General features: G+C 63.9%; 12 protein-coding genes. All 12 read left to right on the forward strand.

Going from position 1 to position 14,646, the window contains the following annotated elements; genetic code table 11:
• Position 1: 1 nt before the first annotated feature.
• The 12 genes from GEV02_RS07285 to GEV02_RS07340 all read left to right on the forward strand — a co-directional run bounded on the left by GEV02_RS07285 (position 2) and on the right by GEV02_RS07340 (position 14,642).
• Positions 2–715 (forward strand): ABC transporter ATP-binding protein, encoded by a 714-nt coding sequence (locus GEV02_RS07285; protein WP_152837386.1) that lies wholly within the window; start codon positions 2–4, stop codon positions 713–715.
• Positions 716–1,471, forward strand: coding sequence for a hypothetical protein (locus GEV02_RS07290; RefSeq protein ID WP_152837387.1), 756 nt, complete (start codon positions 716–718; stop codon positions 1,469–1,471).
• A gap of 97 nt (positions 1,472–1,568) precedes the next feature.
• Entirely contained in the window at positions 1,569–2,651 is a 1,083-nt protein-coding gene (locus tag GEV02_RS07295; RefSeq protein ID WP_152837388.1) for a LacI family DNA-binding transcriptional regulator, read from the forward strand.
• Between the two features lie 13 nt (positions 2,652–2,664).
• Complete coding sequence (locus tag GEV02_RS07300) at positions 2,665–3,597, forward strand: ABC transporter permease (RefSeq protein WP_235922684.1); 933 nt, start codon at positions 2,665–2,667, stop codon at positions 3,595–3,597.
• Positions 3,598–3,610: 13 nt separating this feature from the next.
• The gene (locus GEV02_RS07305; protein ID WP_152837389.1) at positions 3,611–4,555 is read left to right on the forward strand and encodes a carbohydrate ABC transporter permease; all 945 of its coding nucleotides are present in this window, start codon (positions 3,611–3,613) and stop codon (positions 4,553–4,555) included.
• A 29-nt stretch (positions 4,556–4,584) separates the two neighbouring features.
• Positions 4,585–6,162 (forward strand): type 2 periplasmic-binding domain-containing protein, encoded by a 1,578-nt coding sequence (locus GEV02_RS07310; protein ID WP_174999005.1) that lies wholly within the window; start codon positions 4,585–4,587, stop codon positions 6,160–6,162.
• Between the two features lie 31 nt (positions 6,163–6,193).
• Positions 6,194–6,997: a 5-deoxy-glucuronate isomerase gene (locus tag GEV02_RS07315; RefSeq protein WP_152837391.1), complete on the forward strand. Its 804-nt coding sequence runs from the start codon at positions 6,194–6,196 to the stop codon at positions 6,995–6,997.
• 2 nt (positions 6,998–6,999) lie between these two features.
• A complete protein-coding gene (kduD, locus tag GEV02_RS07320) occupies positions 7,000–7,761 on the forward strand; it encodes a 2-dehydro-3-deoxy-D-gluconate 5-dehydrogenase KduD (RefSeq protein ID WP_152837392.1) in 762 nt (253 codons plus the stop codon).
• Positions 7,758–8,672, forward strand: a complete 915-nt coding sequence (locus tag GEV02_RS07325) for a sugar kinase (protein WP_152837393.1) — start codon at positions 7,758–7,760, stop codon at positions 8,670–8,672. Before kduD ends, GEV02_RS07325 begins: the two co-directional genes overlap by 4 nt.
• Positions 8,673–8,683: 11 nt before the next feature.
• Positions 8,684–9,871, forward strand: a complete 1,188-nt coding sequence (locus GEV02_RS07330) for a glycoside hydrolase family 88 protein (protein ID WP_152837394.1) — start codon at positions 8,684–8,686, stop codon at positions 9,869–9,871.
• A gap of 148 nt (positions 9,872–10,019) precedes the next feature.
• A complete protein-coding gene (locus GEV02_RS07335; protein WP_152837395.1) occupies positions 10,020–12,863 on the forward strand; it encodes a TonB-dependent receptor in 2,844 nt (947 codons plus the stop codon).
• A gap of 18 nt (positions 12,864–12,881) precedes the next feature.
• Positions 12,882–14,642 (forward strand): glycoside hydrolase family 35 protein, encoded by a 1,761-nt coding sequence (locus GEV02_RS07340; protein WP_152837396.1) that lies wholly within the window; start codon positions 12,882–12,884, stop codon positions 14,640–14,642.
• Positions 14,643–14,646: the final 4 nt, after the last annotated feature.

A 14,646-nucleotide genomic window follows, 5' to 3' on the forward strand; every position in this document is an offset into this window, starting at 1 on the left:
TATGACGAATATGAATCTCGCCGCCAGCCTGCTGCGGCCTGCCATCGCGGTCAGGAACCTGGGCAAGCGGGTGGCCGACGCCACCGGCGAGCTGACCATCCTGCACGATATCGACCTGACGGTGCAGAGCGGGGAAACGCTGGCCATCGTCGGCGCTTCCGGCTCGGGCAAGTCCACGCTGCTGGGCATACTGGCGGGGCTGGACCTGCCGACCAGCGGCACGGTCGTGTTGGAGAACACGGATATCTTCCAGCTCAGCGAAGACGGCCGCGCCGTGTTCCGCCAGCAGAACGTGGGCTTTGTGTTCCAGTCCTTCCATCTGCTGCCGCACCTGACCGCGCTGGAGAACGTGATGCTGCCGCTGGAACTGCGCGGCGACGACGAGGCCAGGGAGAAGGCTGCGGCGATGCTGGAGCGGGTGGGGTTGTCGGCCCGTCTGCGGCACTATCCGAAGTATATGTCCGGCGGCGAGCAGCAGCGGGTGGCGCTGGCCCGCGCCTTCGTATGCGAGCCGCCGTTGCTGCTGGCCGACGAACCGACCGGCGCGCTCGACGCGGCCACCGGCGCAGCGGTGATAGAACTGATGTTCGCACTGAATCGCGAACGGGGTTCGACGCTGGTCATGGTGACGCACGACCTGTCCATCGCCGCGCGCTGCGGCAGAACCGTTATCATGAATGCGGGCCGTCTGGAACAAGCTGAAAAAGAGGATTGAATGCGTTTTTCACACCTGATGTTGATACCCGCGCTGGCGCTGGCCGGCACCGCCGCCCGCGCCGACGGCCTGGCCGATCTGAAGGCGGCCCTGGAACGCTTGCAGGAACCTGCGCCGTTGAAGGTGTCGCTGGATTCGAGCGTATGGCGCCGCAACGGCGAGGGCAAGGACGCCGACGAGACCAATGGCCAGGCAGCAGTCGCCATCGAGGATGGACCGCGCGGCATGCAGCTCAGCTACAGCCGCGAGATGCTGGCCAAGCTGGATGCCGAGGCCACGGCCGTCGCCCGCAATCCCAACGCCAAGACGCCGACGCTGAACGCCGCCCGCGAATTCAGTCCAACCGACCTGCGGCCCATGATCTCCGCCGCGAGCAGCCTGTCGCACATGCTGGAGAAGAGCAGCCTTTTGACCGAGAAGGCCGACGTCTATCAGGGCAAGCCCGCGCGCGTGTTGACCTTCGCGCAGAGTATCGACGCGGTGAGCGACCGCGATCGCAAATACGTCAAGGAGTTCGAGGGGCGGGTGCACGTATGGATCGCGGCCGACGGCACGCCGCTCGCCAGCCGCATCACGCAGAGTTTCTACGGCCGCGCCTTCATCGTCGTCACCTTCGAAGCGAAGAACGAAGAGTCCAGCGTCTATGCGTTGGCTGGCACCCGCCTGGTCGCCGTCCGCAAGGAGAGCCGTAACACCGCCTCCGGCGCGGGCGAGAAGAGCGACCAGAAGATCGTCAAAACCCTGCAAATCCTGTAATCGGTCGGCGTGGCTTCCCGGCCACGCCGATACTCGAAATTTCCCAATTTATCAGAATTTGTGGTAACGTTATCTTATTGGATTCAAGGAGAGATGCGTGCCAGAGGCTAAATTGGGGAGTGCGGACGCCGCACCCGTAACACTGCAGAACGTTGCGGAGCAAGCCGGGGTATCGGTAATGACGGTGTCGCGCGCGCTGAGCGGGGAGGGCTATGTCGCCGAGAAGACCCGTGCCCGGGTACTGGCCGCCGCCAGCGAACTGGGATACTCGCCGAACATCTCGGCCAAGATGATGCGCGGCAGCCGCACCAATGTGATCGGCGTGCTGGTGAACGACCTGCAGTCGACGGTGATTAACGAAATCATCGGCGCCGTCAGCGTCGCCGTTCGCGCCCACAATATGGACCTCATCATCTACAACTCCATCGAGGAGCTGGGATCGTCCACGCGCAGCGGCATCAACCAGATCATGCGCGGCCTTTGCGACGGACTGCTGTTCATCCTGCCGCGCCTCAAGGACGGCTATATCGACATGCTGGAGCAGAGCAGCCTGCCCATGGTGCTCATCAACTACTGCCGCACTGAGACCACGCTGCCGGTGGTACGCGGCGATAACCGCATGGGTGGCCGCGAAGCCGTCAACCACCTGCTGCAACTGGGGCACCGCCGCATCGCCTTCATCGGCGGCTCCGCCCACACCGGCCAAAGCCAGGAGCGCCAGCGCGGCTACGCGGACGCGCTCAAGGCGGCGGGCATCTCCGTCGACAAGCAGCTTGTCGCTGCGGGCGATTTCGGCCAGCTCTCTGGTTTTCAGGCCACCGGCAAGCTGCTGGCGCTGGCCGAACCGCCGACCGCCATCTTCGCCGCCAACGACGAAATGGCCTTCGGCGCGATGGATGCGGTGAGGGCTCACGGCCTGCGTGTGCCGCAGGACGTGTCGGTGATCGGCTTCGATGATATTCCCGCCGCCAGCCACGTACATCCGAAACTGAGCACGCTGCGCCAGCCGCTGACCGCGATCAGCGAAGCGGCGGTTCAGGAGCTGCTGCGCCGCATCACCGGCGCCGACGCGCAGCAGCGCGCCGAGTTCCCGAGCCAGCTGGTGGTGCGCGAATCGACCGGCCCCGCACCTGTAGCCGGCAAGGCGCCGCGCGGCAAACGCGCCGCCGCCAAGCACTGAAAGGGACGCCGACATGCCCGCATCCAAAGCAGCACCAACGTATATGCAGCGCCTGCGCCGCGACCTGGTCAACAACAAGTGGGCTTATGCCATGCTGCTGCCGGTGCTGGCTTACTTCGTGGTGTTCCACTACGTGCCGGTCTACGGCGCGCTGATCGCTTTCAAGGACTTCAACCCCGCATCCGGCATGGCCGGCAGCGAGTGGGTGGGCCTGGACTGGTTCAGGCAGTTCTTCAACGGCCTGTATTTCAACCGACTGATGCTCAACACGCTGATGCTGAACGTGTACGACGTGCTGCTCGGCTTCCCGGCGCCCATCGTGCTGGCGCTGCTGATGAACGAGTTGACCAGCCTGCGCTTCAAGCAGTTCGTGCAGACCGTGACCTATCTGCCGCACTTCATCTCGGTGGTGGTGGTGTCGGGCATGGTGCTGGACTTTCTGGCCCGTGACGGCGTGTTGACCAATATGCTGGTGGCGTTGGGCGCCACGCCGGATGCGGTGATGAACAACCCGGACTGGTTCCGCCGCATCTACGTCGGTTCGGAGATCTGGCAGAGCATAGGCTGGGGTTCGATCATCTACCTTGCTTCGCTGGCGGGCATCAACCCTTCGCTGTACGAAGCGGCCCGCATCGACGGCGCCAACCGCTGGCAGCAACTGCTGCACATTACGCTGCCTGGCCTGCTGCCGATCACGATGACGCTGCTGATCCTGCGCCTGGGGCAGTTGATGAGCGTGGGCTTCGAGAAGATCATCCTGCTCTACAACCCAAGCACCTACGAGACGGCCGACGTGATCTCCACCTACGTCTACCGCCACGGCATCCTCGATGCCAACTACAGCTACGCCGCCGCCGTTGGCCTGTTCAATTCCGCCATCGCGCTGGTGCTGCTGGTGGCCGCGAATGCGCTGAGCCGCCGCTGGTCCGGCAACAGCATCTGGTAAGGGAAGGGCAGACATGAGTAACGCTATGCAGACGATCAAACCAGCGGCCGCACCAGGCGCGCTGCCGATGCTGCGCCGCCTGAAGCCGCGCAACGGCTGGGCCGGCGCCATCTTCGACACGTTCAACGTGGCGCTGTTGCTGGCGCTGTGCTTCATCACCTTCTATCCGTTCTACTACGTGGTGATCGCCTCGCTCAGCGATCCGCTGGAGCTGATGTCCTATCGCGGCCTGATGCTGCTGCCGCGCGGTCTGTCGCTGGAAGCTTTCCACCGCGTGTGGGACAACCCCATGGTGCGCAGCGGCTTCTTTAACACCATGCTGATCGTGGTCGGCGGCACGGCGCTCAACCTGGTGCTGACCAGCTTTGGCGCCTACGCCCTGTCGCGCAAGCGGCTGATGCTGGAAAAGCCGGTTATGCTGCTGATTATCTTCACCATGTTCTTCAGCGGTGGCCTGGTGCCGCAGTACCTGCTGGTGCGCGACCTGGGCTTGCTGGACAGCCGCTGGGCCATCGTTTTGCCGTTCGCCGTCAGCGCCTGGAACCTGATCCTGCTGCGTTCCGCCTTCAACGCCGTGCCCAAGGACTACGAGGAAGCCGCGCGCATGGACGGCGCCGGCGACTTCACGATACTGATGCAGGTCTATGTCCCGCTATGCATGCCGACGCTGGCGGTGGTGGGGCTGTTCTACGCGGTTAGCCATTGGAACGGCTACTTCTATTCGATGATCTACCTGTCCGACCGCCACATGTTCCCGATCCAGCTGGTGCTGCGCGAGATCCTCGTTTCCGGCAGCACGGATTCGATGATGACCGGCCAGGCCGCCGGCCGCGAGGCGCTGAGCACCACGATCAAGTACGCCACCGTGGTGGTGGCGACGCTGCCGGTGCTGGCGCTCTATCCTTTCCTGCAGCGTTACTTCGTCAAAGGCGTCCTGGTTGGAGGTATCAAAGAATGAGCATCAAGCGCCTGTTTTTTGTGTTGTGTATGGTAACGATAACATCTTCTGCTACCGAACCCACGCTGCCTATCGTCACGCAACCGCTGCATCTGAGCTGGTTCGCCAACTTCAACGGCAAGGCCGCCGTCTCGATCAACAGCTACGCGGAGCAGAGCGCCTATCAGGTACTGGCCGCGCGCACCGGCATCGTGGTCGACTTCAATCACCCGCCGCTGGGCGCGGAGCGTGAGCGCTTCAACCTGCTGGCCGTCTCCGGCAAATATCCGGACGTGATCGAGGCCGACTGGTTCTCTTATCCCGGCGGCTCGGCCAAGGCATTGAGCGATGGCGTCATCATCCCGCTCAATGACCTGATCCGCCGCCACGCCCCCAACCTGCAGGCGCTGTTGGACGCCAACCCGGAAGTGTTCCGCCAGATCTCCACCGACGACGGCGTGATCTACGCCTTCCCCATGCTGCGCATCGATCCGCAGGTGCGCAGCATCTGGGGCCCGCAGATTCGCGCCGACTGGCTGGAGCGCCTCAACTTGGCCAAGCCGGAAACCATCGCCGACTGGTACCAGGTGCTGAAAGCCTTCAAGACCCGCGACCCCAATGGCAACGGCCGCGCCGACGAGATTCCGTTTTCCGCCCTGACCATCCCGGGCGAGAAGCAGGTACCGGGTCTGCCGCCGCCGCTGTGGGTCTTCCTGGGGGGCTTCGGCCTGGCGCCGGAGTTCTACCAGAAGGATGGCAAGGTCCATTACAGCGCGGCTGATCCGGCCTACCGCGACTTCCTGGCCACCATGTGCCAGTGGTATAGCGAAGGCCTGCTCGATCCCGATTATCTGTCGCAGACCGAACGCCAGTTCGACGCCAAGATGACCAACAACCAGGTCGGCGCCTATGCCGGCTACAACGGAAGTGGCCTGGCGCGCTTCACCGCGATGAATCAGGCGCGCTTTCCCGGCTTCCATCTGACGCCTGTGGCGTATCCAACGGCCGCCGACGGCAAGCGTTACCTGACCTGGCCGGAAGCAGGGCAGATCTACCCTGGCGTGGGCGCGGCCATCAGCACGCAGAACCGCCACGTGATCGAAACCGTCAAGTATCTCGACTACGGCTACAGCCGCGAGGGCGGCCTGGCGCTCAGCTTCGGCAAGGAAGGCCTGAGCTATCGCATGGTGGACAGCGAGCCGCGCTACACCGACCTGATACTAAAAAATCCCAAGTTGTCGGTGGCGGAGGCGATCTTCGCTCACGCCCGTCCGCAGAGCGGCCCGCTGGTGCAGGACGTGCGCTACCTGAAGCAGTTCTACTCTCTGCCGGAACAGGCGGAGGCTGTACGCATCTGGTCCGGCGCATCGGACGAACTGCTGATGCCCGCCGTGGAAGTGGGTGCGGCCGACGCGCGCAAGTTCAACGCCATCATGAGCGACCTGAAAATCTACGTCGCCGAAATGACGACCCGTTTCATCCTCGGCCGCGAGCCGCTGGAGAACTTCGACAACTATCGCAAGAAACTCGACCAGGCCGGCATCCAGCGCGCCATCGGCTATATGCAGAAAGCGCTGGACCGCAGCCGCGCCAAGAAGCTGCCGGACGCCGGCCAACCTAAACGCTGATCGCATCACCCTTACTGAAACAGGAGCAAACATGAATAAGCATTTTCACCAACTGACGCAGGAACCGGGCCTCTCGGCGCTGCAAGGCCACAGCTGCAAGCTGCTGGAATTTTCGCGTCTGGTGCTGGCCGCTGGGGATACCTACGTCGGCAGCATCGAGGACGACCGCGAATGCCTGCTGGTCGCCATCGGCGGCAGCGCGCGCATCACCGTCAACGGCAAGGTGTTCGCATCGGTGGGCGGCCGCGCCAACGTCTTCGCCGGCAATCCGCACAGCGTCTACCTGCCGCGTGGCGCCAGTTACAAGGTCGAGGCGCTGACCATGTTCGATGCCGCCATGCCGTCGGCGCCGTCGTCGCTGGACATCGAGCCCTACGAGATCGTGCCTGCACAAGTGAAGACCGGCACCTGGGGCACGCTGAACTACACGCGCCACTTCCGCGAAATCCTGACCGCGCCGGATGGCCGTCCAGCCGCCAGCCTGATCGTCGGCGAAACGCTGACCCCATCGGGCAACTGGAGCACCTACCCGCCGCACAAGCACGAGAAGGTAGATGGCGCGGAAGTCTTCCACGAAGAGATGTACTACTTCCGCATCTCCGCTCCGGAGGGCTTCGGCTTCCTGCGCCACTACGGCAGCGAGGGAGAATTCGACGACACCCACGTCGTGCGCGACAACAGCCTGATCTCCATGCCGCACGGTTATCACACCTACGCCGGCGCGCCGGGCGCGCAGAGCTACTACCTGTGGTTCCTCGCGGGCGACAGCCGCAAGCAGGGCGTGAAGGCCGATCCCGCGCTGGCGTGGACGCAAAAACTGGTCGGCATGGTGTAAGCATGGCAGCCGAACTCTTTTCCCTCGCCGGCAAGACTGCGCTGGTGACAGGCGGTGCAAGCGGTATAGGCCAGGCGATCGCCGTCGCCCTGGCGCAGGCTGGCGCAGATGTCGCGATCACCGTGCACTCCGCTGCGGCCGATGAAACGCATACGCTGGTTGCAGCCACGGGCCGCCGCTATCACGAGGTGCAGTGCGATCTTGGGGCACAGGCCGACGTGCAGGCGCTGCTCGACGCGGTGGCTGAAGAATTGGGGCCGGTCGATATCCTGGTCAACAACGCCGGCACCATCCGCCGCGCCGATCTGACTGAGTTTGGAGAGCAGGATTGGAGCGATGTCCTCGCCGTCAACCTGGATGCGGTGTGGCGCTTGTCGCAGGCGGCTGCGCGCGGCATGGTGCAGCGGGGCGGCGGCAAGATCATCAACATCGCATCGCTGTTGAGTTTCCAGGGCGGCATCCGCGTGCCTTCGTACACCGCCAGCAAACACGCCGTGGTGGGATTGACGAAAGCGTTCGCAAACGAATTGTCGTCTAAATGTGTTAACGTTAACTGCATTGCGCCCGGCTATATCGAGACGGCCAATACCGCAGCATTGCGGCAGGACGAGCAGCGCAGCCGGCAGATCATGGAGCGCATCCCGGCCGGCCGCTGGGGGCGTCCATCGGACCTCGGCGGCGCTGCCGTGTTCCTGGCATCGTCGGCGGCCGACTATGTGCACGGGCATACGCTGGTGGTCGACGGCGGCTGGATGGCGCGATGAACGGACGCCGTTTCGATCTGGTCGCGCTGGGCGAGTGCATGGTGGAGCTGCATGCAGGTGAGCCGCTGGGCGAGGCCGCACAGCTCACCCGTGCCTTCGGCGGCGACGTGCTGAACGCGTTGGCGTCAGCGGTCCGGCAGGGCGGCCGTACCGGCTTCATCACCCGCGTCGGCGACGATCCGTTTGGCCCGTCCTTGCTGCGCCAGTGGCGGCAGCTGGGCATCGATACGGAACAAGCGCCGCTGGCGGCCGGCGACAACGGCGTCTACTTCATCTCGCTGCTGGAAGGTGGCGAGCGCGAATTCACCTATCGCCGCAAAGACTCCGCTGCATCGCGCATCGCAGCGGCCGACCTGGATGCGGCGTACATCGCATCCGCAAGCTGCATCCTGCTGTCCGGGATCACCCAGGCGATTTCGGACAGCGCAATGCAGGCCACGCTGGCGGCCGCGCGGATCGCCCGCGCATACGGCGTCAAAGTGGCGTACGACCCGAACTACCGGCCGCGCCTGTGGGCCGAACGCGGCGGCCTCGATGCGGCCAAGCGGGCTTTCGACGCCTTGCTGCCGCTGGTCGACATCCTGCTGCCCAGCCACCCAACCGATTTCGAACTGTTCGCCGCCGCCCCTGTGCTGGCGGCCCATCCCGGCCTCGAACTGGCGATCAAGTGCGGGGCAGAAGGCAGCCTGCTGATGCTATCCAGCGGCCCGCTGTGCATCGCCCCGGCGAAAGCCACCGTGGTCGACACCACCGGCGCCGGCGACGCCTGGAACGGCGCCTATCTGCTGCACCGCATGCGCGGAGCAGACGCCGAACGCGCCGCCACGCTGGCCAACCAGGCCGCCGCCGCAAAGCTGCCCCACCGCGGCGCGATTCCGCCATACGTATCGCCATCGGCAACCATCAATTGAACAAGGAAACCATGATCGCAACTTCTCCATCGCCGACCACTATCGACAAGCCGCAGGCCATGGATCTGGAGGCCGCACTGCAAACCGCGCTGGCGCAGCTGTCGGCCAATCTGCCGCGCTACGCCACGCTGTTCCCGGACGATACCAGCCGCACCAATCACTACGAGCCGCGCCGCTTCGAACATTACGCCGACGGCGCCAACACCGGCTGGACCACCGGCTTCTGGACCGGCATGCTGTGGATGGCCCATGAGCTGAGCGGCAAGACGGAATTCCGCGACGCCGCGCTGGCGCAGCTACCCGGCTACGGTGAGCGGCTGGCCAAGCGCATCAACATCGATCATCACGATCTCGGCTTCCTCTACATGCCGTCGTGCGTGGCCGCGTACCGCATCACCGGCGACGAAGGCGCGCGCAAGATGGCGCTGGACGCCGCCGACCACTTGATGCAGCGCTACCTGCCCAAGGCCGGCATCATCCAGGCCTGGGGCGACTTGAGCGACCCGCAACAGCGTGGCCGCATCATCATCGACTGCCTGATGAATCTACCGCTGCTGCATTGGGCCGGCGGTAATGAGCGCCGTTCGAGCTACAAAGCGGCCGCGATGACGCACGCGCTGCGTTCGCGCGACTACCTGGTGCGCAGCGACGATTCCAGTTTCCACACCTTTCATTTCGATCCTCAGACCGGCGCGCCGTTGCGCGGCAGCACCGCGCAAGGCTGGTCTGACGATTCGTGCTGGGCGCGTGGCCAGGCCTGGGGCATCTACGGTTTCGCGCTGAATCACCGCTATGCGCCGCATCTGGGACTGCTGCAAGTGGCGATGCGCCAGGCCGACTACTTCCTGCGCCGCCTGCCCGCCGACGGCATCGCCTACTGGGATCTGGCGTTCGATGAGCGCAGCGGCGAACCTTGGGACAGCTCGGCCAGCGCCATCGCCGCCTGCGGCCTGCTGGAGCTGTCGGACCAGCTGGAGGAGGGCGAGCAGCGCCGCCGCTACCGCGCCGCCGCGCTGCACATCCTCGATGGCCTGGTGCGGCTGTGCGCCGCGCAGCCTGGCGACAGCAATGCGCTGCTGCTGCACGGCGTGTACAGCAAACCGCACGGCCACGGCGTCGACGAGGCGAATCTGTGGGGCGATTTCTTCTACCTTGAAGCGCTGAGCCGCGTCGCGCGCGGCACGGCGGGCTACTGGTAGATCAATTAATTCGAAGAATAGAAGGGGACAGGATGGACAGAGATTAGGAGACGTCTCGCAAGGGACCGGTGTTGTTTTCACATTCCAGGTCAGGCATGTCTTGACCAATTATAAAAGTATTGATGTACTTAACAAAAGGGAGTCGGAGATGAATGACAGCTACAACAGCAGCAAGGTGCAATTGCGTTTCCATCCGATGGCGCTGGCGGTGGCATTGACCATCGTGGGGACGGCGGCCTCGCATGCGGCTGAACTGGCAACGACACCGGCGGCCGACGCTCCGGTTCAACAGATCGAAGTGACGGGTATCCGCGCCTCCAAGCAGAAATCGCTGGAGAAGAAGCGCCACGCCGACGGCGTGACCGAAGTAATCAGCGCCGAAGATGTCGGCAAAATGCCGGACAAGAACGTGGCCGACGCGCTGCAAAAGCTGCCCGGCGTCGTCACCACCGCCGGCAGCGGCGGCGGCAACGGCTACGACGAGAACGACCGTGTCAGCATGCGCGGCACCAGCCCTAGCCTGGCGCTGACCACCATCAACGGACACTCGGTGGCGACCGCCGACTGGGATCCTTCCGACATGCTGTCCAACGGCGGCGCTTCGCGTTCCGTCAGCTTCCTGCTGCTGCCGTCGGAGATCGTCTCGCAGGTGATCGTGCACAAGAGCGCGCAGGCCGACCAGCTGGAAGGCGGCGTCTCCGGCGCGATCGATATCCTCACCCGCCGTCCGCTGGAGTTCAAGAAGCCGTTCACCGCCGAAATCGGCCTGCAGGGCGTGTACTCCGATTTGTCCGGCAAGACCAATCCGCAATTGAATGCGCTGTTCAACTGGAAGAACGAAACCGGCGACGCGGGCGTGATGCTGCAGGTGTTCGATCAGAAGCGCCAGATCCGCCGCGACAGCCAGCAAATGACCTGGGGCGTCATCAGCCCGACCAGCGCTGCGGGCAAGGCCAATGGCGGCCAGCTGGCCGGCGCCTACTACGCGTCCGGCATCACGCAGCAGCTGTTCCAGCAGGAGCGCCACCGCAGCGGCGCCGTGGTCGATGCGGAGTTCAAGGTCAACAACGATTTGACGCTGAACCTGAACGGCTTCCACTCCAAGCTGAAGGCCGAGTACCTGATGAACAACTTCGTTGTCCGTCCCGGTAACAGCATCGCCGGCGGCGTCGTTCCGACCAATGTCACCCTCGCCAACGGCGTGCTGACCAACGCCCGCTTCGACAACACCGGCAACGCCACCGGCGCGCAGATCGAAACCTATTCGAATCCGAGCGCCGCGTCGCAGACCAACTTCCTCAACGGCGACTTCAAATACCGCGCCTCGGAAAACCTGCGCTTCACCGGCCAGGTCGGCAAGACCAAGGCAGACAGCGACGCCTACCTGTACGCCAACTACGCCTTCCTGCCGAACACCTCGACCGGCTACGCCTACAGCGGCGCCGGATCGCCGTTGCAGCTGTCGCTGCCGAATGGCGTCAACGCCGCCAGCCTCACGGCCAACCCTGGCAACAGCGGCGCCGACGACTCCTACGCGCTGCAACACAGCGCCGACAAGGAAAGCTACGGCAACGTGGATGGCGAGTACCGCTTCGAAGACAGCTGGCTGTCCGCCATCAAGGCCGGCGTGCGCCACTCTGATCACGAGCGTGCTGGTACGCGTCCGCTCAAAGGCGGCCCCGCGGTCAACGCGGCCAATAACGGCGCCACCGCCATCACCACGCTGCCAGGCTACGGCGGCACCGTCTATCCCGGCGACTTTGGCAATAACCTCGGCGGCCTCGGTACCGGCGGCCTGCCGCTGCTGACGTCCGACCAGGTGGTGTCGTGGTCCAATGCCAACCTGCCGACCAACCCTTCGTACAACCTGCCGGTATCGGGCGTGTTCAAGGTCAAGGAGAAGGTCGATTCGGGCTACCTGATGGCGCGCTTCGAGGGTGAACACTGGCGCGGCGACGTCGGCCTGCGCCTGGTTCGCACCAAGGTCAGCGTGACTACCAACACCGGCGTGCCATGCGGCGTGCCTTCGGCCACCAACGGCATCACCTACGGCAGCCCGGCCCAGGCCAGCGCCTGCGCTACCTTCGTGCCGGCCGGCGCAACGCTGACTACCGGCTCGCGCTTCGGTAACTTCTACACCATGACCACCGACAGCAGCTACACCAACAAGCTGCCAAGCGCGAACCTGGCGCTGGACGTGCGCGAAGACGTGGTGGTGCGACTGAGCGCGGCCAAGGTCATGTCCCGTCCCGACTACAGCGCCCTTGGCGCCACCTTCAGCGGCTTCGCCTACAACGTGGCCAATCCTGTACCGTCCACCGCAACCGGCGGCAATCCGAAACTGGCGCCGGTGGTGGCGAAGAACTACAACGCGGGCGTGGAGTGGTACTTCAAACCGCGCTCGCTGCTGTCGGCACAGTTGTTCTACATCGACTTCGAATCGCTGATCGGCTCCGGCACCAGCACTCAGGTGCTGCTGAATACCGCCATCCCTGCATCGCTGGGCGGTCCTGCGCTGGTGCCTACGGTGGTGAACTCGCCGGTGTCGACGAAGGGTGTTTCGAAAGGCATCGAGCTCGGATACGAGCAGCCGGTGTGGGGTAGCTTCGGTATACAGGCCAACTACAGCTATGTCGACGCCAAGGAGGCCAACGGCCTGCCGATGCTGGGTTCCTCGAAGAACGCCTATACCGCCGGCACTTACTTCGAGAACGACCAGTTCAGCGCACGCCTGGTGTATTCCTACCGCTCGGCTTCGCGTAACGGCTTGTTCGGACTGTCGCAGAGCTATAGCGCCGCTACTGGCACGCTGGCTGCATCGGTCAACTACATCGTCAACGACAAGCTGACGCTGACCTTCGAAGGCCTGAACCTGAACAATCCCAAGCTGCGCGTCTACAACGCCGCCAGTGCCACGATCCCGTTCGAGAACAGCAGCGCGTTCTATAGCTCCGGGCGTCAGTTCTACCTTGGCCTGCGTTATAAATTCTAATTCACTCATTCGCAGAACATGAATCAAACGATAGGCAGTTTCGATATCGTCGGAGACCAGTTCCACCTGAACGGTCAGCCGTTCAGGGTGCTCTCCGGCGCCTTGCATTATTTTCGCGTCCTCCCCGAGTTGTGGGAGGACCGCCTGCTCAAGCTCAAAGCCATGGGCTTGAACACGGTAGAAACCTATGTAGCCTGGAATCTGCACGAGCCCGCCGCAGGGCAGTTCCGCTACGAAGGTGGACTCGATCTGGCGGCGTTCATCCGCCTGGCCGAGTCGTTGGGTTTGTATGTGATCGTCCGGCCCGGCCCATTCATCTGTGCCGAATGGGAGTTCGGCGGCTTGCCCGCCTGGCTGCTGGCCGACCCTTACATGGAAGTGCGCTGCTGCTACCAGCCTTACCTGGAAGCTGTACGCCGTTTTTATGACGACCTTTTACCGCGCCTGCTCCCTCTCCAGATCCAGCGCGGCGGCCCGATATTGGCCATGCAGGTTGAAAATGAATACGGCAGTTACGGCAGCGATCAGCTTTACCTGACGTGGCTACGCCGTCTGATGCTGGACAGCGGGGTAGAAACCCTGCTGTTCACATCGGACGGCGCAACCGATCATATGCTCACGCACGGCACGCTGGCGCAGGTCTGGAAGAGCGCCAACTTCGGCTCGCGCGCCGAGGAGGAATTCGCCAAGCTGCGCGAGTACCAGCCGGATGGTCCGCTGATGTGCATGGAGTTCTGGAACGGCTGGTTCGACCACTGGGGCGAGCCGCACCACACCCGCGACGCCGCCGATGCCGCCGATGCGCTGGACCGCATCATGGCTTGCGGCGCGCATGTCAACGTCTACATGTTCCATGGCGGGACCAACTTCGGCTTCATGAATGGCGCTAATACAGACCTGCTGACGCGTGACTATCAACCCACCGTCAACAGCTATGACTACGACGCGCCGCTCGATGAAACCGGCCAGCCGACCGCCAAGTTCCACGCCTTCCGCGCCGTGCTGGAGAAGCATGTGGCGCTGCCGCCGATGCAGCTGCCCGCACCCGCGCCGCGCATAGCCATCGACGCGGTGGCGTTCGACGCCAGCATCGGCCTGTGGGACGCCTTGCCGCTGCTGAGCGAGGCGTATCGCGACATTGTCCCGCGCGCGATGGAGACGCTGGGACAAAACTATGGTTTCATCCTGTACCGCACCGAGACCGCTCATCCGCCGGGCAAGGCGGTGCTGTCGCTGGAGCGCTTGCACGACCGTGCGCAGGTCTTCATCAACGGCCGGCCGGTTGGCGTCATCGAACGTAACGGCCCCTTGCAGCTGGAAGTGGATATTCCTGCCGGCGGCTTGACTACGCTGGAGCTGTTGGTCGAGAATCAGGGGCGCGTCAATTACGGCCCCGATCTGCAGGACCGCAAGGGCATACTGGGTTGGGTAAGGCTGGGCATCAACAAGCTGTATCACTGGCAGATGTACCCGCTGCCGCTGGAGGATGTCGGCGACCTGCCGTTCAGGTCCGGCGTGGTGGCCGATGGCCGTCCCGCTTTCCATCGGGCGCGTTTCAACGTGGCTGCACCGGGCGACACCTTCCTCGACATGGCGGGATGGCGCAAGGGTGTGGCCTGGCTTAACGGTTTCAATCTGGGCCGCTACTGGGAGTGCGGTCCGCAGACGGCGCTGTATGTGCCGGCGCCTTTGCTGCGTGAAGGCGAGAACGAGTTGATTGTGCTGGAACTGCACGGTACCGATACGCATATCGCCCGTTTGTCGGCGCAGCGTCCGTAACAGG

The organism is Rugamonas aquatica, from assembly GCF_009380215.1.
Taxonomy (GTDB): Bacteria; Pseudomonadota; Gammaproteobacteria; order Burkholderiales; family Burkholderiaceae_D; genus Rugamonas; species Rugamonas aquatica_B.

Excerpts from the sequence above, each read along its gene's own strand:
- GEV02_RS07330 (WP_152837394.1), top strand. The coding sequence starts at position 8,684 with ATGATCGCAACTTCTCCATCGCCGACCACTATCGACAAGCCGCAGGCC.
- GEV02_RS07305 (WP_152837389.1), top strand. The coding sequence starts at position 3,611 with ATGAGTAACGCTATGCAGACGATCAAACCAGCGGCCGCACCAGGCGCG.
- kduD (WP_152837392.1), top strand. The coding sequence starts at position 7,000 with ATGGCAGCCGAACTCTTTTCCCTCGCCGGCAAGACTGCGCTGGTGACA.
- GEV02_RS07300 (WP_235922684.1), top strand. The coding sequence starts at position 2,665 with ATGCCCGCATCCAAAGCAGCACCAACGTATATGCAGCGCCTGCGCCGC.
- GEV02_RS07325 (WP_152837393.1), top strand. The coding sequence starts at position 7,758 with ATGAACGGACGCCGTTTCGATCTGGTCGCGCTGGGCGAGTGCATGGTG.
- GEV02_RS07310 (WP_174999005.1), top strand. The coding sequence starts at position 4,585 with ATGGTAACGATAACATCTTCTGCTACCGAACCCACGCTGCCTATCGTC.
- GEV02_RS07340 (WP_152837396.1), top strand. The coding sequence starts at position 12,882 with ATGAATCAAACGATAGGCAGTTTCGATATCGTCGGAGACCAGTTCCAC.
- GEV02_RS07290 (WP_152837387.1), top strand. The coding sequence starts at position 716 with ATGCGTTTTTCACACCTGATGTTGATACCCGCGCTGGCGCTGGCCGGC.
- GEV02_RS07335 (WP_152837395.1), top strand. The coding sequence starts at position 10,020 with ATGAATGACAGCTACAACAGCAGCAAGGTGCAATTGCGTTTCCATCCG.
- GEV02_RS07315 (WP_152837391.1), top strand. The coding sequence starts at position 6,194 with ATGAATAAGCATTTTCACCAACTGACGCAGGAACCGGGCCTCTCGGCG.
- GEV02_RS07285 (WP_152837386.1), top strand. The coding sequence starts at position 2 with ATGACGAATATGAATCTCGCCGCCAGCCTGCTGCGGCCTGCCATCGCG.